20 protein-coding genes are annotated in these 20286 nt (G+C 72.4%); 12 read left to right on the forward strand and 8 right to left on the reverse strand.

Annotation, left to right across the window (positions count from 1 at the left end):
* The first annotated feature begins 33 nt into the window (after positions 1 to 33).
* A complete protein-coding gene (bioD, locus tag ABZ193_RS11455; RefSeq protein ID WP_354709758.1) occupies positions 34 to 768 on the forward strand; it encodes a dethiobiotin synthase in 735 nt (244 codons plus the stop codon).
* Positions 769 to 941: 173 nt separating this feature from the next.
* Complete coding sequence (locus tag ABZ193_RS11460; protein ID WP_235716262.1) at positions 942 to 1487, forward strand: DUF2567 domain-containing protein; 546 nt, start codon at positions 942 to 944, stop codon at positions 1485 to 1487.
* A gap of 422 nt (positions 1488 to 1909) precedes the next feature.
* Here ABZ193_RS11460 and ABZ193_RS11465 read toward each other — a convergent pair whose 3' ends face one another.
* The 3 genes from ABZ193_RS11465 to ABZ193_RS11475 form a co-directional block, all read right to left on the reverse strand.
* On the reverse strand, positions 1910 to 2170 hold the full coding sequence (locus tag ABZ193_RS11465; RefSeq protein ID WP_017984038.1) for a WhiB family transcriptional regulator: 261 nt from the start codon (positions 2168 to 2170) through the stop codon (positions 1910 to 1912).
* 246 nt (positions 2171 to 2416) lie between these two features.
* Positions 2417 to 3130, reverse strand: coding sequence for an LON peptidase substrate-binding domain-containing protein (locus ABZ193_RS11470; protein ID WP_354709760.1), 714 nt, complete (start codon positions 3128 to 3130; stop codon positions 2417 to 2419).
* Between the two features lie 33 nt (positions 3131 to 3163).
* Positions 3164 to 3802: an NUDIX domain-containing protein gene (locus ABZ193_RS11475; RefSeq protein ID WP_027934805.1), complete on the reverse strand. Its 639-nt coding sequence runs from the start codon at positions 3800 to 3802 to the stop codon at positions 3164 to 3166.
* A 110-nt stretch (positions 3803 to 3912) separates the two neighbouring features.
* Here ABZ193_RS11475 and nadA point away from each other — a divergent pair, with 110 nt between their 5' ends.
* Genes nadA through ABZ193_RS11495 form a run of 4 tightly spaced genes read left to right on the forward strand, consistent with a single transcriptional unit; the run spans position 3913 to position 8749 of the window.
* Positions 3913 to 4920 carry a quinolinate synthase NadA gene (gene nadA / locus ABZ193_RS11480; RefSeq protein WP_354709762.1) on the forward strand — a complete coding sequence of 336 codons (1008 nt, stop codon included), beginning with the start codon at positions 3913 to 3915 and terminating at the stop codon, positions 4918 to 4920.
* Positions 4917 to 6563, forward strand: coding sequence for an L-aspartate oxidase (locus ABZ193_RS11485; RefSeq protein WP_354709763.1), 1647 nt, complete (start codon positions 4917 to 4919; stop codon positions 6561 to 6563). Before nadA ends, ABZ193_RS11485 begins: the two co-directional genes overlap by 4 nt.
* Positions 6560 to 7408 (forward strand): carboxylating nicotinate-nucleotide diphosphorylase, encoded by an 849-nt coding sequence (nadC, locus tag ABZ193_RS11490; RefSeq protein ID WP_354709764.1) that lies wholly within the window; start codon positions 6560 to 6562, stop codon positions 7406 to 7408. Before ABZ193_RS11485 ends, nadC begins: the two co-directional genes overlap by 4 nt.
* 60 nt (positions 7409 to 7468) lie before the next feature.
* The gene (locus ABZ193_RS11495; RefSeq protein WP_354709765.1) at positions 7469 to 8749 is read left to right on the forward strand and encodes an ATP-binding protein; all 1281 of its coding nucleotides are present in this window, start codon (positions 7469 to 7471) and stop codon (positions 8747 to 8749) included.
* On the opposite strand, the gene ABZ193_RS11500 is transcribed toward ABZ193_RS11495, so the two are convergent.
* Positions 8746 to 9666 (reverse strand): hypothetical protein, encoded by a 921-nt coding sequence (locus ABZ193_RS11500; RefSeq protein ID WP_354709766.1) that lies wholly within the window; start codon positions 9664 to 9666, stop codon positions 8746 to 8748. The two genes, ABZ193_RS11495 and ABZ193_RS11500, sit on opposite strands and share 4 nt — an antisense overlap.
* A gap of 13 nt (positions 9667 to 9679) precedes the next feature.
* Positions 9680 to 10753, reverse strand: coding sequence for a dihydrofolate reductase family protein (locus ABZ193_RS11505; protein ID WP_354709767.1), 1074 nt, complete (start codon positions 10751 to 10753; stop codon positions 9680 to 9682).
* Positions 10754 to 10846: 93 nt separating this feature from the next.
* Between ABZ193_RS11505 and ABZ193_RS11510 the strand changes: the two genes are divergently transcribed.
* A complete protein-coding gene (locus tag ABZ193_RS11510; RefSeq protein ID WP_020421841.1) occupies positions 10847 to 11887 on the forward strand; it encodes an ROK family transcriptional regulator in 1041 nt (346 codons plus the stop codon).
* 1 nt (position 11888) lies between these two features.
* Here the strand turns inward: ABZ193_RS11510 and ABZ193_RS11515 are convergent, their stop codons facing one another.
* Positions 11889 to 12959, reverse strand: coding sequence for a type VII secretion protein EccE (locus ABZ193_RS11515; RefSeq protein ID WP_020421840.1), 1071 nt, complete (start codon positions 12957 to 12959; stop codon positions 11889 to 11891).
* A gap of 84 nt (positions 12960 to 13043) precedes the next feature.
* Between ABZ193_RS11515 and ABZ193_RS11520 the strand changes: the two genes are divergently transcribed.
* Positions 13044 to 13679 (forward strand): response regulator transcription factor, encoded by a 636-nt coding sequence (locus ABZ193_RS11520; RefSeq protein ID WP_020421839.1) that lies wholly within the window; start codon positions 13044 to 13046, stop codon positions 13677 to 13679.
* Positions 13680 to 14069: 390 nt separating this feature from the next.
* Here ABZ193_RS11520 and ABZ193_RS11525 read toward each other — a convergent pair whose 3' ends face one another.
* Positions 14070 to 14864, reverse strand: coding sequence for a carbon-nitrogen hydrolase family protein (locus tag ABZ193_RS11525; protein WP_027934814.1), 795 nt, complete (start codon positions 14862 to 14864; stop codon positions 14070 to 14072).
* A gap of 49 nt (positions 14865 to 14913) precedes the next feature.
* Between ABZ193_RS11525 and hisD the strand changes: the two genes are divergently transcribed.
* Genes hisD through ABZ193_RS11545 form a run of 4 tightly spaced genes read left to right on the forward strand, consistent with a single transcriptional unit; the run spans position 14914 to position 18084 of the window.
* Positions 14914 to 16239 carry a histidinol dehydrogenase gene (gene hisD, locus ABZ193_RS11530; protein WP_020421837.1) on the forward strand — a complete coding sequence of 442 codons (1326 nt, stop codon included), beginning with the start codon at positions 14914 to 14916 and terminating at the stop codon, positions 16237 to 16239.
* A complete protein-coding gene (locus tag ABZ193_RS11535) occupies positions 16236 to 17333 on the forward strand; it encodes a histidinol-phosphate transaminase (RefSeq protein ID WP_354709770.1) in 1098 nt (365 codons plus the stop codon). The genes hisD and ABZ193_RS11535 overlap by 4 nt, the downstream gene beginning before the upstream one ends.
* The gene (gene hisB / locus ABZ193_RS11540) at positions 17330 to 17929 is read left to right on the forward strand and encodes an imidazoleglycerol-phosphate dehydratase HisB (RefSeq protein WP_017984025.1); all 600 of its coding nucleotides are present in this window, start codon (positions 17330 to 17332) and stop codon (positions 17927 to 17929) included. Before ABZ193_RS11535 ends, hisB begins: the two co-directional genes overlap by 4 nt.
* Positions 17926 to 18084: a hypothetical protein gene (locus ABZ193_RS11545; RefSeq protein ID WP_017984024.1), complete on the forward strand. Its 159-nt coding sequence runs from the start codon at positions 17926 to 17928 to the stop codon at positions 18082 to 18084. Before hisB ends, ABZ193_RS11545 begins: the two co-directional genes overlap by 4 nt.
* Here ABZ193_RS11545 and ABZ193_RS11550 read toward each other — a convergent pair.
* A complete protein-coding gene (locus tag ABZ193_RS11550; protein ID WP_354709771.1) occupies positions 18081 to 20258 on the reverse strand; it encodes an MMPL family transporter in 2178 nt (725 codons plus the stop codon). The two genes, ABZ193_RS11545 and ABZ193_RS11550, sit on opposite strands and share 4 nt — an antisense overlap.
* Positions 20259 to 20286 lie beyond the last annotated feature (28 nt).

Raw genomic sequence — 20286 nt, forward strand, 5'->3', positions numbered from 1 at the left:
CACCGGAAAGCCGGCCGGCCGGCGCCGGTATTAATGTCGGATCCCGTGAGCGTGCTGGTGGTGACCGGGACCGGAACCGGCGTCGGCAAGACCGCGGTGACCGCGGCCCTCGCCGCGCTCGCGCGCGCCGAGGGCCGCCGGGTGGCCGTGCTGAAACCCGCGCAGACCGGGGTCGCCCCCGGCGAGCCCGGCGACATCGACGAGGTGACCCGCCTGGCCGGGGAGGTCACCGCCCGCGAGCTGCGCCGTTACCCCGACCCGCTCGCCCCGGAGGTCGCGGCGCGACGCAGCGGCATCGCACCGGTCGGGCCTGCCGAGGCCGCGGGCGCGGCGAGCGAGCTGGCCGAGACGCACGACCTCGTGCTGGTCGAGGGCGCCGGAGGACTGCTGGTGCGCTTCGACGCCGACGGCGGCACCCTCGCCGACGTCGCGTGGTCGCTGTCCGCGCCGCTGCTGGTGGTCGCCGAGGCCGGGCTCGGCACCCTCAACGCGACGGCCCTCACAGCCGAGGTCGCGACCGCGCGTGGTCTCAACGTGCTCGGTGTCGTCATCGGGTCCTGGCCCGGGCAGCCGGACCTGGCCGCCCTGTGCAACGTGTCCGACCTGCCGGTGGCCGCCGGATCGCCCCTGCTCGGCGCCCTCGCCGAGGGTGCGGGCGGGCTGGACCGGGACGCCTTCCTCGAGGCCGCGCGCGCCGGGCTGTCGCCGTGGTTCGGCGGCGACTTCGACGCCGAACGGTTCGAAAAAGGCCTGAACACCCAGTCCTGACCCGCGTTCTCCGGGTGAACCCGGCGGACTGGATCGGCGACGCGGCCGACACGGTGCGTACACGGGTGGGGTGACCGGCTAATCTCGGTGCGGCGGATCAAGCGGCAACGGAAAGAGGTGCGGTGGCCGACTCGTCGCCGGTGCAGGCCAGGCCGGGAGCACCCGGCCCGGAGCTGTCCGCTGTGCTGTTCCACCGGCGGCCACCCCAGCCGCGGGTGGTCGTGAAGGCCGACCTGCTGCCCGCGGTCAGCCTGCTGTCGCTGATCGGCGTGCTCGGCATCCCGCTCGGCTGGCTCTGGTCGCTGCTCGCCCCGCCCGAACGGGTGCGCGTGTTCGACGGCGGCCAGCTGATCCCGCTGCAGCTGGAGAGCTGGCACCGCTTCGACGACCTCGCGATCTACGCGTTGCTGGGCCTCGGCCTGGGTGTCGTCACCGGGGCCGCGGTGTGGATGCTGCGCGAGCGGCGCGGGCCCGTGGTGCTGATCGCCGCGGTGCTCGGCGGCCTGCTCGCCGCCTGGCTCGGCGTCCAGATGGGTGTGGCCTTCGCCAACAGCGCCTACGCGGTCACGACTACGCCGGCGGTCGGCGACGTGATCGAACGGGCGCCGCGCATCGAGTCGTTGTGGGTCCTGGTGGCCCAGCCGCTGGGCACCGCGCTGGCCTACGGCCTGCTCGCCGGCTGGAACGGCCGCGACGACCTCGGCCGCAGGCTGGGCTAGGTCCTGTCCTGTAGTCGATCTAGCTGTGGTCCGGGCGTGGGCGCGGATCGAGGCGTTGCTGCCGGTGCCGGGTCGGGGTCGGCGGTGGCGGCGTGGTACGGGCGCACCTGCATGCTGCTGGTGCCTGGAAAAAGGGGGCTGCGCGCCCGGCGTCGAGGCGCTCGCGGTCGACGGGGCGGCCGCTGCGGGTGCTGCTCACTGGAGGCCAGGCCGGTGGCGATCCGCAACTGCTGCCGCTCCCGCCTTCGACTCTGAGGCCTGCAAGCGGCGCAACGTGGTCGAACGCTGTTTCAACCGGCTCAAACAGTTCCGCGACTCGGCTGGCCGCCACCATCCTCTGGCTCCGATGACTTACCGGACACTTCCTGGAAACGCGAAACGGCCGGAACCCCGTGCTCGGGGTCCCGGCCGTTCGGCTTGTCTCAGGCCGCCTCGGCGCGCCGGCGGGAGCGGATCAGGCTGCGCCGCTCCTGCTCGGTGGTGCCGCCGAAGATGCCGTTGTCGAGACCGGAGTCCAGTGCGTAGGCCAAGCATTCGGCGCGCACCGGACAGCTTGCGCACACCGCCTTGGCCCGTGCGACCTGCCGGGCGCCCGGGCCCATTTCGGACACGGGGAAGAACAGCTCAGGGTCCTCGTCCCGGCAGGCGGCACGAGTACGCCAGTCGATCACGTCGCGGCTCATGGCGTGCCGCCTCCTTCCATGCGTTTCGTTTCTCAGCTGGCGCTCCAGGCACCAGCAAGGGTGACAGGCACGCGTAAGGGCCCATCTGGTTTTTCTTGCTGCGGTATCTGGGTTGCCACGCCGGGCTCGGATCAATCACCTTGATCCGGCGGGCTGGTGGCAGGGGCTGTTGCCAGCGCCGAAGGTCCAACGGTACCAGGAAGATCGTTGTTCCCGCTCACCTGCGGAAACGTTGTGGCCAGCGTCTCAGTTCAGGCTGGCGGGCAGGCCGAGCTGGATCAGCTCGGGTGGGGGAGCGGGCACCGCGCGCAGCTTCGACAGGAAGCCGGCCTCGCGCCGCAGCATCCGGCTGACCATCCGCAGCCGGCGCAGCGGCTGGGTCTCTTCGAGCAGCTGCTGCCGGTCGGCCAGCGGCAGCAGGCAGTCGGCGGCGAGCAGGTACGACAGAGCGCCCGGCCCGGTCTCCGATTCCGGCGCCGCCCACGAGTCGCGGTGCCAGGCGGCCTCGCAGTACGCCGCGTGCGCGGACAGGGCCGCGTCGCGCAGCCCGGCGACCGCCCGTCCGGCGGCAGGCGGCAGCGGGGCGTCGTCGACCCATTCGACGGTGCCGACCAGGTAGGGCGCCCGGCTGTTGTCGATGTCCAGTACGCGGAAGCGGCGCTCGCCGCGGGTGATGATGTCGAACCGGCCGTCGGGCAGCCGCTCGCTCTCGCCGAGCAGCGCGGTGCAGCCGATGCCGTGGACGTGGTCGAGGTGCTCGACCTCACGCACCGCGGAGTTCCGGATCGCGACGATCCCGAACCGGCGGTCCGGGATCGTGCCGGTCAGCAGGTCGACCGCGAGCTGCCGGTAGCGCGGCTCGAACAGGTGCAGCGGCAGCGTCGCGCCGGGCAGCAGGACGGTCTGCAGAGGGAACAGGGGGATGGTCTCTGTCGTTCTTTCCTGCCGCTCCGCATCCACGGCTACACGGTACGTCGATCCGGTGGTTCTCGCTCAACGTCGTTTGGGCGGTGGGCGGAACACCGCGAACGGGTCGGTGACCTGGATGCCCTTCCCGGTGAAGGAGAACAACGCGGCCGGTCGTCCCCCGCTGCGGCCCGGCGCGGCCGTGTGCCCGGTGGGCGAGAGCAGGCCGCGCCGGGCCAGCACACGCTGCAGGTTCGTCGCGTCGACCTTGTAACCCAGCGCGGCCGAGTACAGCTCGCGCAGCGCCGAGATGGTGAACTCGCGTGGCGCGAGCGCGAAGCCGACGTTGGTGTAGGACAGCTTGGAGCGCAGCCGGTCGCGGGCGCGTAACACGATGTCGCGGTGGTCGAAGGCGGTGCGCGGCAGGTCGTCAACCGGGTGCCAGCGCGTGTCCTCGGGGACCTCGGGGTCGACGTCCGAGGGGACCAGCCCGAGGAACGCCGTGGCGACCACGCGTGGCCCCGGCACGCGGTCCGGCGCGCTGAACACCGCCAGCTGCTCGACGTGGCTCAGCTGCCGGACGTCGACCTTCTCCGCGAGCTGGCGGCGGATCGAGGTCTCGACGTCCTCGTCCGGCCGCAGCCGCCCGCCGGGCAGCGACCACCGCCCGACGTGCGGATCCAGCGCCCGGCGCCACAGCAGGACCTGCAGTGTGGCGCAACGCACCTGCAATACCGCCGCCAAAACCTCGTGTGCCAGGGGGGCGCTGCTGTTAATATGGCTTCGCACGGTTTTCGATTATAAGGCGAAAACCAGCGACTGGTCCAGGAGGGCCGATGACTGCAGCGACTGTGGACCTGACCCCGTACGGCGGCGTGGAGCCGGACGAGGCGTGGGCGGAAGAGGTGCGCAAGCTGGCGCGCGAGCGGGATGCCGTGCTGCTGGCGCACAACTACCAGGCTCCGGCGATCCAGGACATCGCCGACCACACGGGGGACTCCCTCGCGCTGTCGCGGATCGCCGCCGCCAGCGACGCGTCGACCATCGTGTTCTGCGGCGTGCACTTCATGGCCGAGACCGCGAAGATCCTGTCCCCGGACAAGACGGTGCTGATCCCCGACGCCCGCGCCGGCTGCTCGCTCGCCGACTCCATCACCGGCGCCCAGCTGCGCGAGTGGAAGGCGCAGCACCCCGGCGCGGTCGTGGTGTCCTATGTGAACACCACCGCGGAGGTCAAGGCGGAGACGGACATCTGTTGCACGTCGTCCAACGCGGTCGACGTGGTGGCCTCGATCCCGGCCGATCGCGAGGTCCTGTTCGGTCCGGACCAGTTCCTCGGCGCGCACGTCAAGCGCAAGACCGGCCGCGAGAACATGCACATCTGGGTAGGCGAGTGCCACGTGCACGCCGGGATCAACGGTCCCGAGCTGGCCCAGCGCGCGGCCGACCACCCGGACGCGGACCTGTTCATCCACCCCGAGTGCGGTTGCGCCACCTCGGCGCTCTACCTGGCCGGCGAGGGCGCGGTGCCCGCGGACAAGGTGAAGATCCTGTCCACTGGGGACATGGTGCACGAGGCCCGCGCGACGAAGGCGAAGTCGGTGCTGGTGGCCACCGAGGTGGGCATGCTGCACCAGCTGCGCAAGGCCGCGCCGGGCATCGACTTCCGCGCGGTGAACGACCGGGCGTCGTGCGCCTACATGAAGATGATCACCCCGGCCGCCCTGCTGCGCGCGCTGCGCGAGGGCGCCGACGAGGTGCACGTCGACCCGGAGATCGCTGCCAGGGCCCGCGCCTCGGTGCAGCGGATGATCGAGATCGGGCAGCCCGGCGGCGGCGAATGACCGGCCCGGTTATCGACGAACAGACGAAAACCGCCTGCTGGGAGGCTCGCGCGGATCTGGTGGTGCTCGGCACCGGCGTCGCCGGGCTGACCGCGGCGATCCGCGCGCAGGAGCTCGGCCTGCGGGTGCTGGTCGTGACGAAGGCGGCGGTCGAGGACGGCAACACCCGCTGGGCGCAGGGCGGCGTCGCCGTGGTCATGGAGGACCAGCACGACGAGGGCGACTCCGTCACGCGGCACGTCGACGACACGTTGATCGCGGGTGCCGGGCTGTGCGATGCCGATGCGGTCGCGGTGATCCTCGCCGACGGCCCGCGTGCCGTGTCGTGGCTGCGGTCGGTGGGCGCGCGGTTCGACCCGGGCGCCTCCGGGCTGCTCGCCCGCACCCGTGAGGGCGGGCACAGCGCGTTCCGCGTGATCCACGCCGGTGGTGACGCGACCGGGGCCGAGGTCGAGCGGACGCTCGTCGCCGAGGCGACCGGCCGTCGGCTGCCCGTGCTGGAGCGGCACATCGCGGTCGATGCGCTGCGCACGCCGCGGGGCGACGTGGCCGGGGTGACGGTGCTCGACCCGGAGGGGCGGCCGGGTGTGCTGCGCGCGCCCGCGGTGCTGCTGGCCACCGGCGGCATGGGGCAGCTCTACCAGGCCACGTCGAACCCGGAGATCGCCACCGGTGACGGCGTCGCGCTCGGGTTGCGGGCCGGTGCGGTGGCCGCGGACCTGGAATTCGTGCAGTTCCACCCGACCGTGCTGTACACGCCGGGCGCCCGCGGCCGGTGCCCGCTGGTCACCGAGGCCGTGCGCGGCGAGGGCGCGGTGCTCGTCGACGGCGCGGGGGCGTCCGTCATGCACGGCGTGCACCCGCTTGGTGACCTGGCGCCGCGCGACGTCGTCTCCGGCGCGATCACGCGGCGGCTCGCCTCGGCACCCGGCGGGATCGACGACCACGTGTTCCTCGACGCGACCGGCGTGCCCGGGTTCGCCAAGCGGTTCCCGACGGTTTTCGCGGCCTGTCGGGCGATCGGCGTCGACCCGGCGCGTGATCCGATCCCGGTGACCCCGGCGGCGCACTTCGCGTGCGGCGGGATCGTCGCGGGCACCGACGGCCGCACCGGTGTCGCCGGCCTCTACGCGGCCGGCGAGGTGGCGCGGACCGGGTTGCACGGCGCGAACCGGCTGGCGTCCAACAGCCTGCTGGAAGGCCTGGTCACCGGGCGCGCCGCCGCCGAGGCGGTGGCCGCCGACCTCGCCGCCGGCCTGCTGGCCGACCCGAAGCAGGCGTCGGCACCCGCGTGGGGGCGGGTGCGGATGGCTGAGCGGGACGCGCTGCAGCGCGCGATGAGCCGTTACGCGGCCATCGGGCGGGACGCCGAGGGGCTGGCGGTGGCCGGCGCGGTCCTCGATCTGTCGACATCGGACGGTCCACTGCAGACCCACGCGGACGTCGAGAACGCGTCGCTCACCTTGGTGGCGCAGGCGTTGCTGGCCGCGGCCGCGCGCCGCACCGAATCGCGCGGCTGCCACGTCCGCGCCGACCACCCCGGCCGGGACGACGTGACGTGGCAGCGCAGTCAGCTGATCCGGCTCAACCCGTCGGGGCAGCCGGTGCTGGCCGACCCCGTGTGCACGGAGGAAGTGGCATGAACCTGGACCTGGAGGACGCCCGCCGCGTCGTGGAGATCGCGCTGGCGGAGGACTTGCGGTACGGACCGGACGCGACCACCGCCGCCACGGTGCCCGAGTCGGCGACCGCGGTCGCGGAGATCACCCCGCGCGTGGACGGGACGCTCGCCGGTGTGCCGGTGGCGCTGCTGGTGTTCGACGCGGTGCTCGGCGACGGGTACGAGGTGCTCGACCGCGCCGAGGACGGCACCCGGCTCGTGGCGGGCAAGCCCGCGCTCGTCGTGCGGGGACCGGTGCGCGGGCTGCTCACCGCGGAGCGGACGGCGCTGAACCTGCTGTGCCACCTCTCCGGCGTGGCGACCGCGACGGCCGCGTGGGTGTCCGCTGTGGACGGCACCGGCTGCGCGATCCGGGACTCCCGGAAGACGCTGCCCGGCCTGCGGCTGCTGGAGAAGTACGCGGTGCGCTGCGGCGGCGGCGTCAACCACCGGATGGGCCTCGGCGACGCGGTGCTGATCAAGGACAACCACGTGGTGGCCGCCGGTTCGGTCACCGCCGCGCTGGCGGCGGCCAGGGAGCACGCGCCGGCGCTGCCGTGCGAGGTCGAGGTCGACACGCTCGACCAGCTCGACGAGGCGCTGGCCGCGAGCGCCGACGAGGTCCTGCTGGACAACTTCACGCCAGGGCAGTGCGCGGAAGCCGTGCGCAGCAAGGACGAGGTGTCGCCGAAGACGCGGCTGGAGGCCTCCGGCGGGCTGAAGCTGGCGAACGCGCGGGCCTACGCCGAGACCGGCGTGGACTACCTGGCGGTCGGCGCGCTGACCCACTCCTCGCCCGCGCTCGACCTCGGCATGGATCTCCGCTGAACCTTGTTCCGGCCTCCCCCGGCTTGCTATGACTGGGGTCCGGGGGAGGAAGGAACGGGCATGGCTGGCAACTTCCTGCTCACCTTGCTGCGCAAGGGGGCGGGGGTGCTGGCGTCCACGCCGGGCGAGTTGCCGACGGAGATCGACGATCCGGAGCCGGTGTCCGCGCTCAAGCGGATGGGCGCCGTCGCGGCGAGCAGCACCGACGGGCCGCGCTCCTCGCTGATGGTGCGCGCGACCCGGTACGCGGTGCTGCTGCCGCTGGTCTACCGGATCGGGGTGCTGCCGATCGCGTGGGTGTGGCTGGTGGCCGCGCACGGTTTCGTGCTCTCGGCGACGGTGGTCGCCTGGGTGGGTGTGCTGGCGAACCTGACCGCGCTGGTGTGGGTGCTGCGCGTGCCGGACCGCAGCGGCCGCACCACGGGGTTGCTGCTGGCGGCCGATCTGGTGTTCGCGGTCGCGGCGGGCGTGGCGGTCAGCGCGACGGCCCCGGCGGAGCTGTACTGGGCCGCGGCGTGGGTGCCGTTCCTGAACCTGACCGGGACGGTCGGGTTGTGGACGATGTGCCGGGGCGTGCCGGCCGGGCTCGCGCTGGTGGTGCTCGGGGTGCCGTTCCAGGTGGGGTCGCTCGCGCTCGGCGGGCAGCTGTCGATGTGGGTGCCACCGCTGGTCAGCGGGACCGGGACGATGCTGGTCGCGGTGGTGACGGCGGCCGGGACGCTGGTGCTGCTCGGGGTGGCGACGCGCTTGGCGCTGGCGATCGGGATGCGGCTCGGGGTCGCCGGGGAGCGGGCACGCACGGAGCGGGCGCTGCACGACACGGTGCTGCAGGCGCTCGAAGCGATGGCGATGCACCGGGGCGGGGATCCGGCCGCCGAGCTGGACCGGGTGCGTGCGCAGGCGCGGGCGCAGGCGGCCGAGCTGCGGCGGGGGCTGGGCACGCCGGGCGGTGGTGGCCAGGGGCTCGCGGGGGAGCTGACCGGGCTGGCGACGGAGATGGCGCGGGAGGGGCTGCGGGCGCAGCTGGCGCTGTCCGACCTGGCCGACGACACCCTGACGGAGGCCCGCCGAGCAGCGGTCCGCGACGCGGCGCGCGAGGCGTTGCGGAACACGCTGAAGCACGCGGGCACCCGGGAGGTCGTGATGCGCCTCGCCGAGCACGAGGGCGGAATCGCGGTGGTGATCCGAGACCACGGAGTCGGCTACGACGAGGACGCACGCCCGGCGGGCTTCGGGGTGAGCTCGTCGATGAAAGCGCGCCTCACCGAGGCCGGCGGCTGGTGCCGAATCGACTCCAAACCAGGCCACGGCACGCGGGTGACGTTGTGGGTGCCGCGCTAGCGGTTCGGGGCGTCGGGTGTCGATTGTTCCGGCGGGAAAACTCGTGTCCGAATGCTGTAGATGACCGGAATCAGAATGAAGGGCAGGAACAGGAGAAAGGCGCCGAGCAAGGAGGGGGGCACCATACTGACCAGGCCCACGAACAATGACGAGCTGGTGAAGAACGCAGTCGTCCAAGCCCCGGTATCCTCGTATGGTCGCACGATGGCACGTTCGAATCTCAGTAGCCGGAATTCTATTCGCGCTCGCCGTTGAATTTCTGGCGCGAGTCGGTCCAAGCCTCGACCCATCTCAAGGTTCTTCACTCCCCGCCGGATTTGCGCCCCGCGCACCTTGTGTCTGCGAATGCGTCTCGCAGTCTCTGGAGCTTGGTCTTCAATGCATTTGACCAGGTGGATCATCGCCGCCTTCTGTGGTTGCAGGTTGCGATTCCTGATCGGCTGATCTGAACTCGTTCGTACCGTCAGATAGTCTCGAGAGTACTCCTGCATCTTCGCGGGCCCCCGCAGAATGACCAGCCAAACCGCTGAAGTCGATAGAATTGTGAGTATGCCGACAGTGGTGGTAAGAGTTGGGCCGGGCAAGTCTCCTTCGAGATAGCGGCTCCAGCTGATGGCGAACGAGAATGGAAAATAGAACAGGCTTAGGAAGGCGCCGTCTTTCATGTCACGCCACAGCGGCTTGTGATCGCTTCGCAGCCCCAGAAAGCCGATCAAAAACAGAATCGCGAAGGAACTGGACCATGCGATCAGGAAGATCCCAAAGACCGTCAGGTTCATCAGCCCGCTTCGTGTGGCGAGTGCTGCCCCAGCAAGCAGTAACAATCCGCCGCCCGCGAGGATCAGCGGCTTCATTGCTATGCGAACGTTCTTGCGTTGCTCATCACGGTATCCGCATGTGCACTTCACCCACGTCACGGTCTCACGCTATCTAGTCCCCCAGCGGCAGGTGCGCGTTCGTCGCCTTGACGAGGGGTGCCAGGTCGGGCAGTTCGCGCACCTCGCGGCCCGCCGCGCGCAGGGTTTCCGCTCCCACGCAGTCCACGAACAGGTTCGGCTCGCGCCAGGCGAACACCACGCGCGGGATGCCGGCGTCCAGGATGTGCCGCGTGCACGACACCGCCCGCGACGCCCGCGAGCTGCACGGCTCCAGCGACGAGTAGATGGTCGCGCCCGTGACGTCCGCGTCGCCGAGCTTGGTGATCGCCACCTCTTCCGCGTGGTCGTGCGGGTCGGTCTCGCCCGAGTAGCCGGTGGCCAGCACCTCGTCGGCGGCGTTCACCACGATCGCGCCGACCCGGAACGTCGTCGACGGCGGGCACTTCTCCGCCAGTTCGATCGCCTCCCGCAGCCTGCGGTGGTCCCGCGCCGCCTGCCCCAGGTGGTACCGCATGAACACGACGTCCCCGATGCGGCGCGTCTCGGTCAGCTGCAGCCGTCCCGGCGGGAACCGGCCGGGCCCGACGAACCGCGGCGCCTCCGCCTCGCCCACGAACACCGGCGCGATCGCCAGCTGCAGTTCGTCCACCACGCCCGCGGTGAGGAACATCGTGTGGACCGCGCCGCCGCCCTCGACCATCAGCCGCTCGATCCCGCGGCCGGCCAGGTCCGCCAGCACGTGCCGCAGGTCGAGCGGGTCCCCGCCGTCCGCCACGGTCGCCACCGCGCCCAGCCGCTCCCGCACCTTCGGCACCGCCGCGGCCGGGGCGTACACCAGCTTCTCGACGTCACCGGTGGTGAAGAAGTTCGCCGACGGGTCGAGGTCGCCGCTCCCGGTGATCGTGACCTTCGCCGGGTTGCCGCGCCCGGAGCGCACCAGCAGCCGCGGGTTGTCGGTGCGGATCGTGCCCGCCCCGACCAGGATCGCGTCCACCCCGGCACGCACGTCGTCGACCCGCGCGAAGTCCTCCTCGTTGGACAGCAGGAGCCGCCGGTCGCTGGTGTCGTCGAGGTAGCCGTCCAGGGAAACCGCCGCCGAGGCGAGGACGTACGGGCGCGTGCTCACCCCCCGGAGTCTGCCACCGTCCCGCATGCCGGGCGGTTTTGACGTGGTCGGCTACTTTCGTGCACGGTGGAACGAAGTCCTGGGGGGTGCGCAGTGTCGAACGCCGCCGCGGTGCTCGGCGCGATCAGGCGGGAAGGCCCGCTGTCGCGGGCCGCGATCGCCGAGCTCACGTCGCTGAGCATGCCGACGGTCAGCCGTCAGGTCACCGCGCTCGCCGAGGCCCGGCTGGTGCGGGACGCGCCGGACCTCGCCCGCGCTGGCGCCGTCGGACGGCCCAGGGTGCCGGTCGACATCGACGACAGCGTGCTCGCCGCGTGCGGGGTGCACATCGGCGTCCGCACCACCACGTTCGGCATCGTCGACCTGCGCGGGCGGCTCGTGGGCAGCGAAAAGATCCCGACCCCGCGGGGCAGCGCCGAGGACGGGCTGGCGTTCCTCGCCGCGAAGGTCCGCGCGTTCCTGCGGCGCTGGCGGGAGCGGCGGGTCGTCGGGCTCGGGCTCGCCACCGGCGGCCAGGTAGACATCGCCCGCGGCCTGATCACGCACGACCGGCTCGGCTGGCACCGCGCCCCCGCGCAGGCGGTGCTGGCGCGCGGGACGGGCCTGCCGGTGCACGTCGACGGCCACGTGCCCGCGATGGCGCACGCCGAGCTGCTGTTCGGCGAGGGCAAGCAGTACCCGAGCCTGCTCTACTTCTACGCCCGCCAGGTCGTCGGCGCGGCGCTCGTCGTCAACGGCGTGCTGCACCGCGGCCCGGGCCAGGCCGGGTCGGTCGCGCACCTGCCGGTCGGCGGCGACGTGCGCTGCGCGTGCGGCCGGACCGGCTGCCTCGAAGCGACCGTCAACGACCAGACCGACCGGGGCGCGCTGGCCGAACGCGCCGCGACGATGGGCCGGGCGGTCGCCATCCTGCGTGACGTCGTCAACCCGGACCAGGTCGTCCTCGGCGGCCAGAACATCACCGACGCGCCGGAACACCTGGCGACCCTGCTGCACGCCTTCGCGGCGACGACCGCCCTGCCCGGCACCGACCTGGTGACCGTGACGCGGTTCGGTCCGGACGTCCAGGCCGTCGCGGCGTGCACCGGCGTCCTGGCGGGCATCTTCGCCGACCCGACGCCGCTGATGGCGTGACTCAGCCCGGCAACGCGAGCGGCAGCGTGCGCCGCACCGCGGCGGCGTGCCTGCCGTACAGCGGCACGACCGGCACGTCCAGGTCGCGGGTCCGGGGCGGGCGCCGCGTCCCGGCGTAGCGCGCCAGCCGCAGCGTGACCTCCTCCACGAGCCGCCCGAAGCGGTTGCGGCGCAACGTGAACGAGGCGACCGTCAGCGCCGCGCCGCGAGCCGTCGACGTCAGCAGCACGGGCACGTCCTCACGCGTCAGCGGGACGAACCCGGCCTGCGCGGTCCCGCCCGCCGACCACGACCGCCAGCCGTCCGTCACCGGCGCCGGGGTGTCGGCGCCGAGGGTGGCGCGCAGCTCCGTCGCCAGCTCGCCGGCCTCCAGCAGCGTGCTGCCGTACCCGGCCTTCGCGAGCGCGCCCATCAACGCCAGCGCCGCGCGGGTCGTCGCCCGCAGCTCGCCCGCCTCACCGCCGCCGCGGGCCAGCGCCGCCAGCGGCGCCTCGCTCGCCCGGTACCGCACCGCGACCAGGTACGTCCGCTCGCCGAAGCTCGTCCGCACCAGCAGCTGGGCGCCGGCCAGCGGGATCTCCGGGTTGTCGCACGCGGCGCGCAGCAGGTCCAGCACCTTCGCCACGTCCGGCTCCACGCCCTCGCGCAACCGGATCACCGTGGTCCAGCCGTCGCCGACCCCGGCGACCCCGAACCGGTTCCCGGCGCGGTCGACGTGCTGCCGCAGCCGGAAGTCGTGGGCGAGCACGCGCAGCGGGTCGGCGGCCTGGCGGCGTTCGTCGTGCTGCAGCAGCCGGTAGGACACCCAGGTGAGCGCCCAGCCCGCCAGGTGCCGTCCCGCGAACCGGACGGACGTGGAGGCGATCGCCAGCAGCGCCAGCACGGTCACGACGAGCTTCGCCGGCAGCACGTCGTGCACCGCCAGCAGCGTCGCGACCAGCGCGGACTCCCAGACCGCGATCTGGGCGAACCCGATGGGCAGCACGAACGGCGCCACGGTGAACCGGCGGGGCCGGGGTGCTTCGGGTGCGGTCCCGCCACCGGCGGAGACCCCCGCGTCGGCAGCGGTCAACTCGCTTCTCCTTGATCCTGGTACAGAATAAACGGGGAACCGGTATTCGCTGCCGGGAAAAATGCCCACAGGGAGTGAGGTCCCATGGCCGCGAGCGAGGGCGGGCCCATCCGGGTCGGCGTGATCGAGGACCACCCGCTGTACCGCTACGCGGTGGCGAACGTGCTCTCCGAGGCGCGGGACATCGAGCTGGGACCCGTCGCGGAGTCCGTCGCCGCGTTCGCGAGCAGCCACGAACCGGCCGGGTGCGTCGTCGTGCTGGACCTCAAGCTGCGTGGCGTGACCGACTCGCAGGCCGTGCAGGAGGTCGTGCGGATGGGGCACAAGGTGCTGGTGGTGTCCGCGCACGCCGGCCAGGACGAGGTGCTGGGCGCGATCTCGGCAGGCGCGCGGGGGTACCTGTCGAAGGACGCCGACGGCGACGACATCCTGCACGCGATCCGCGAGATCGCCGCGGGCAACTCCTACGTGTCGCCGACGCTGGCGTCGTTCCTGCTCGACTCGACGCGCCCGCGGGCCGGGGTGGGCAGCGTGCTGTCCGACCGCGAGCGGCAGGTGCTGTCGCTGGTCGCCGCGGGGGAGCGGGACGCCGACATCGCCGAGGCGATGTCGATCAGCGTCCGCACCGTCCGCTCGTACCTGGACCGGATCCGCGACAAGACGGGCCGCCGCCGGCGCCCGGAACTGACCCGGCTGGCCATCGAGGAGGGCATGGCTTAAAGCCGTGCTGCCTCGCACGCGAGCGCGCTTGGCGCTCCTCGAACTGGTGGTGAACCAGTCCCGCCACGAGGTCGGCTGCTTCCGGGCGGTCACCACGAGGTCGTGCGGCGCGTAGTCGTTCGTCGTTTCCCTCTCCACCTCGTGACCCGCGGTGGAGAGTGATCTTCAGCATCGCGTCCTGCATCGCTTCCACGATCGGTGGCCGTGGTGAGGATGAAGTGGTGGTGCCAAGTGGCCACGACCCGCGGCAACCCAGCTTGTCCACCACCACCTGCGCTCCGGTGCTACCCACCGCGCCGGGGCCGGCGGCAGCCCGGCGACCAGCAGGTCGGACATGACGGCCTGCGCCGCAGAGCTTCTGGGTCGTGCGGCTTCGGGTAGCCGCTCACCTCAGAGCCGGCGGTTGGCGAGCGCCCCCGTCGCGTTGCGGGCCTTCTCCGCGACCTCCGGGTCGATGTCCACGACGACCGACTCCGGCCCCGCTCCCAGCTGGGCGTGCACGCGCCCGAACCCGTCCGCCACCGTCGAATACCCGATGCCGGTCGGCGCCTTCGGGTTCACCTCGACGCCGGACGCCGCCGGGTCGGCCTGGCCGCAGCCCAGCACCCAGCAGCCGGAGTCGAGCGCCCGCGCCCGCACCAGCACCTCCCACTGGTCCCGCTTGCCCTCGCCCGCGCCCCAGGACGTGGGCAGCACGACCGCGGACGCGCCCCGGTCGGCCAGCGCCCGGAACAGCTCCGGGAACCGCACGTCGTAGCAGGTCGCGAAGCCCAGCGTCACGCCGTCGACCTCGACGGTCACCGGTGAGGCGCCCGGCGCGACCGTGTCGGACTCGCGGAAGCCGAACGCGTCGTAGAGGTGGATCTTGTCGTAGCCGGTGTGGTGCCCGAGCCCGGTGATGAGCAGGGTGTTGCGCACCCGGCCGTCCTCGTGCGGCGTGAACATCCCGGCCACCACCAGCACGCCGTGCTCGTCGGCGATCGCGGCGACCGACTTGGCCCACGGCCCGTCGAGCGGCTCGGCGACCGGCCCGAGCGGCACCCCGAACCGCGCCATCGCCGCCTCCGGGAACACCACGACCCGCGCTCCCTCACCTGCCGCGCGCGCCACGCCCTCGCGGATCGGGGCGAGGTTCTCCGCGGGCTCGGCACTCGATGTGAGCTGGCACAAGCCGATCCGGAGCACGGGCTACCTCCCTGGTCGTCGTCAACGTTCCAACTCGTACCCTAGACCCATGTTGAACCGCATCGACCTGCGTGGACGCGTGCTGTCCGCCACCGAACTCCGAGCCACGCTCCCGCGTGCCGAGATCGACGTGGACGCGGCGCTGCATCAGGTCCGCCCGGTGGTCGAGGCGGTCCGCGAGCGCGGGGTCGAGGCGGTCCTGGAGTACACCGAGCGGTTCGACCGCGTGCGCCCGGCGAGCGTCCGCGTGCCGCGCGCGGAGATCGAGGCCGCGCTGACCACGCTGGACCCGGCGGTGCGCGCCGCGCTGGAGGAGGCGATCGAGCGCGCCCGCAAGGTGCACGCCGACCAGCGGCGGGCCGACGTGACCACGACGGTCGCCGACGGTGGCACGGTCACCGAGCGCTGGGTGCCGGTCGAGCGCGTCGGCCTCTACGCCCCCGGCGGGCTGGCGGTCTACCCGTCGAGCGTGGTGATGAACGTCGTCCCGGCTCAGGTCGCGGGCGTCGGCTCGCTGGTGCTGTGCTCGCCGCCGCAGGCCGAGTTCGGCGGCAGGCCGCACCCGACGATCCTGGCCGCCGCCGCGCTGCTGGGCGTGGACGAGGTGTGGGCGGTCGGCGGCGCGCAGGCCGTGGCGCTGATGGCCCACGGCGGCACCGACACCGACGGCGCCGAGCTGGTCCCGGTCGACCTGGTGACCGGCCCCGGCAACATCTACCTGACCGCGGCCAAGCGCCTGCTGCGCGGCCTGATCGGCATCGACTCCGAGGCGGGTCCGACGGAGATCGCGATCCTGGCCGACGAGACGGCCGACCCGGTGCACGTGGCGGCCGACCTGGTGAGCCAGGCCGAGCACGACCCGCTCGCCGCGAGCGTGCTGGTCACCACGTCGGAGGAGCTGGCCGACGCCGTGGACCGGGAGCTGGCCGGCCGCGTCGCCGCCACCAAGCACACCGAGCGCATCGGCGAGGCGTTGCGCGGCAAGCAGTCCGGCACCGTGCTGGTGTCCACTGTGGACGAGGGGCTGCGGGTGGTGGACGCCTACGCGGCCGAGCACCTGGAGATCCAGACGGCCGACGCGCGGGCCGTCGCCGCCCGGGTGCGCAACGCCGGCGCGGTGTTCGTCGGCCCGTACGCGCCGGTCTCGCTCGGCGACTACTGCGCGGGGTCGAACCACGTGCTGCCCACCGGCGGTTACGCGCGCCATTCGTCGGGGCTGTCCGTGCAGAGCTTCCTGCGCGGCATCCACGTCATCGACTACAGCGAGGAGGCGCTGCGCGAGGTGGCCGGCAAGGTCGTCGCGCTCGCCAACGCCGAAGACCTGCCCGCACACGGGGAAGCGGTCACCGCCCGCTTCCCGGGAGGAGCCGAGTGAGTTCCGACGACGTCCGTCTCGAGGACCTGCCGCTGCGCGAGGACCTGCGGGGCCGCAGCCCCTACGGCGCCCCGCAGCTGGACGTCCCGGTCCGGCTCAACACGAACGAGAACCCGTACCCGCCGCCGCAGGCCCTGGTCGACGACGTCACCGAGGCCGTCCGCGAGGCCGCCGCTGGCCTGCACCGCTACCCGGACCGCGACGCGATCGCCCTGCGCCAGGACCTCGCGGCGTACCTGTCCGGCGCGACGGGCGTGCCGCTGACCGAGCGGAACCTGTGGGCCGCCAACGGGTCCAACGAGGTGCTGCAGCAGATCCTGCAGGCCTTCGGCGGTCCCGGCCGCAGCGCGCTCGGCTTCGAGCCGTCGTACTCGATGCACCCGATCATCGCGGCGGGCACCCGCACCGACTGGGTCGCGACGCCCCGGCGGGACGACTTCACGCTCGACACCGAGGCCGCCGCGCGGATCGTCGCCGAGCGCAAGCCCGACGTCGTGTTCGTGACCAGCCCGAACAACCCGACCGGCGGCTCGATCCCGTTCGACGAACTGGAGCTGGTGCTGCGTGCCGCGCCGGGCATCGTCGTGGTGGACGAGGCCTACGCGGAGTTCTCGTCGCAGCGCAGCGCGGTCGAGCTGATCGAGGCCTACCCGGCGCAGCTGATCGTGTCGCGCACGATGAGCAAGGCGTTCGCCTTCGCCGGCGGGCGGCTCGGCTACCTCGCGGCCGCCCCGGCGGTGATCGACGCGCTGCAGCTGGTGCGCCTGCCCTACCACCTGTCGGTGCTGACGCAGGCGGCCGCGCGGGCGGCGCTGCGGCACGCGGACGAGACGCTGGCCTCGGTCGCCAAGCTCGCGGCCGAGCGCGAGCGCGTCGTCGAGGGCCTGCTGGGCCTCGGCTTCACGCCGGTGCCCAGCGACGCCAACTTCATCCTGTTCGGCCGCTTCGCCGACGCGCGGGCGAGCTGGCAGGCCTACGTGGACAACGGGGTGCTGATCCGTGACGTCGGCATCGAGGGTCACCTGCGGGTGACCGTCGGCACCCCGGAGGAGAACGACGCCTTCCTGGCGGCGAGCAAGGAGGTCCCGCGGTGAGCCGCGTCGGCAAGGTTTCCCGGACCACGAAGGAGTCCTCGATCACGGTGGTGGTCGACCTGGACGGCACCGGGCAGGTGGAGGTGTCCACCGGGGTCCCGTTCTACGACCACATGCTCAACTCGTTCGGCGTGCACGGCTCGCTCGACCTGAAGGTCGACGCGACCGGCGACATCGAGATCGACGCGCACCACACGGTCGAGGACACCGCGATCGTGCTGGGCCAGGCGATCCGCCAGGCGCTGGGCGACAAGTCGGGCATCCGCCGCTTCGGCGACGCGTGGATCCCGATGGACGAGACACTCGCGCACGCCGCGATCGACGTGTCCGGCCGCCCGTACTGCGTGCACGTCGGCGAGCCGGAGCAGTTCAACACGTTCACCATCGGCGGCAACTACCCGTTCGTGCTGACCAGGCACGTGTTCGACTCGCTGTCGTTCCACGCGCAGATCGCGCTGCACGTCCGCGTCATCCACGGCCGCGACCCGCACCACATCGCCGAGGCCCAGTACAAGGCGGTCGCGCGTGCGCTGCGGGCGGCCACCGAGCCGGACCCGCGCGCGGGTGGCATCCCGTCGACGAAGGGTGTCCTGTGAGCAAGGAACTGGTCGCCGTGCTGCTGCTGGCGCTCGGCGGCTTCCTGGTCGGCGGCGTGTACAGCACGTGGAAGACGGCCAAGGTGCTCGCGATGCTGTTGCTGGTCGCGGCACTCTTGGCCGTCGGCGGCGCGATCGCCTGGCTGGTTTCCTAGCTCCGCGCGCCTTCCAGTTCACGGCGCTCGTCGAGGTGCTTGGCGAGGCTCTCGCCCTCCACGTCGACGTTCGGCAGCGCGCGGTGCAGCCACTTCGGCAGCCACCACGCGTGTTTGCCGAGCAGCGACATCACCGCGGGCACGATCGTCATGCGCACCACGAACGCGTCCACCAGGACGCCGAACGCCAGCGCGAACCCGATCGACTGGATCAGCGACAGCTCGGCCGCGATGAACCCGGCGAACACGCTGATCATGATCAGCGCGGCCGCGACCACGACCCGGGCGCCGTGCTTGAACCCGCTCACCACGGCGTCGCGGGCGTCCGCGCCGTGCACGTAGTCCTCGCGCATCCGGGTCACCAGGAACACCTGGTAGTCCATCGCGAGGCCGAACAGCACGCCGATCAGCAGGATCGGCAGCATGCTCATGATCGGGCCGGTCGAGTCGACGCCGAGCAGGTCGGTGAGCCAGCCCCACTGGAACACCGCGACCACCGCGCCGAAGGTCGCCACGACCGAGCCGAGGAAGCCCAGCGTCGCCTTCAGCGGCACGATGATCGACCGGAACACCAGCATCAGCAGCAGGAACGCGAGCCCGACGATGAGGCCGAGGTAGGGCAGCATCGCGCCGGCCAGCTTTTCCGACACGTCGATCTGCAGCGCCGTCTGACCGGTCACCGACAGCTTCGCGCCGGTGGCCCCGGACAGGCGGTCGGACTGGTCGCGGATGCTCGCGACGAGCTGCTCGGTCGCCTCGCTGCTCGGACCGCTCTTCGGGATCACGGTGACCAGCGCGGTGTCACCCTCGGCGTTGAACTGCGCCTGCGTCACCGCGGCGACGTCCGGCAGGCGCGAGATCGAGTCGGTGGCCTCGGTGGCGGCCAGGCGCGGGTCGGGCGCGTCGGCGGAGTCGATGACGACGATCAGCGGGCCGTTGGTGCCCTCGCCGAAGCCCTTGCTGATCAGGTCGTAGGCCTTGCGCTGGGTCGAGTCGGGCGCGGCGGTGGCGTCGGTGGGCAGGCCGAGCTGCATGCTCAGCGCCGGGATCGCGACGACGAGCAGGCCGACCACCGCGGTCACCAGCACCGGGACGCGGTGCCGTCCGACGTATCGGGCCCAGCGCTCGCCCATCGCGGGCTTGCCGTTCTGCTTCGGACGGGCGTGCTTGCCGACGACCTTGCGGCCGGCGAAGCCGAGCAGCGCGGGCAGCAGCGACAGGGCGATGAGGACCGCGACGGCGACGGTCCCGGCGGCCGCGACGCCCATCTGGCCGAGGATCGGGATGCCCACGACGGTGAGCCCGACCAGGGCGATGATCACCGTCAGGCCGGCGAACACCACGGCGGAACCCGCGGTGCCGACCGCGCGCCCGGCGGCCAGTTCCGGATCGTGCCCCTCGGCCAGCTCGTGCCGGTAGCGGGAGACGATGAACAACGCGTAGTCGATGCCGACGGCGAGGCCGAGCATCAGCGCGAGGATCGGGGTGTTGGAGTTCAGGTCGACGAACCCGGACACGGTCATCACGCCGGCCATGCCGACACCGACGCCGATGAGGGCGGTCAGCAGGGGCAGCCCGGCGGCGACGATCGAGCCGAAGGTGATCGCCAGGACGATGGCCGCGACGATCACGCCGATGCCCTCGGTGGCCTCCGTGGCGGGCACGCCCTGGATCGCGTCACCGCCGAATTCGACGGTGAAACCGGCGCTCTTCGCCGCGTCGGCGGTTGACTTGAGCGCTTCGCGGTCACTGTCGGTCACCTCGGGGGCCGGGACCTTGTAGCTCACCTGGGCCATGGCGATGCGGCCGTCCGCGGAGATCGTCTTGGCCTGGTACGGGTCGGCGACCATCGCGACACCGGGCGCGGTCTTGATCTTGCCGACCATCTCCTCGACGGTCGCGCGGGCGGCCGGGTCGGTGAGCGCCTGTCCGTCCGGCGCCTCGATCGCCACGCGCGCGGTCGCGTTGCCTGCCGCTGCCTGCGGGAACTTGTCCTTGAGGTGGTCGATGGCCTGCTGCGCCTCGGTGCCCGGGATGGTCACCGAGTTCGACATCTGGCCGGACAGCGTCAGCGCGCCGCCGCCCAGGACGAGCAGAACCGCCGTCCAGACGCTCGCGACGAGCCAGCGCCGGCGGAACGAAAACCGGGCTAGGCGGTAGAGCAGGGTGGCCACGTACTCGGCTCCAATTCAGTCGAGTGAC

The organism is Amycolatopsis sp. NPDC006125, from assembly GCF_040614195.1.
Classification (GTDB): Bacteria; Actinomycetota; Actinomycetes; order Mycobacteriales; family Pseudonocardiaceae; genus Amycolatopsis_E; species Amycolatopsis_E tucumanensis.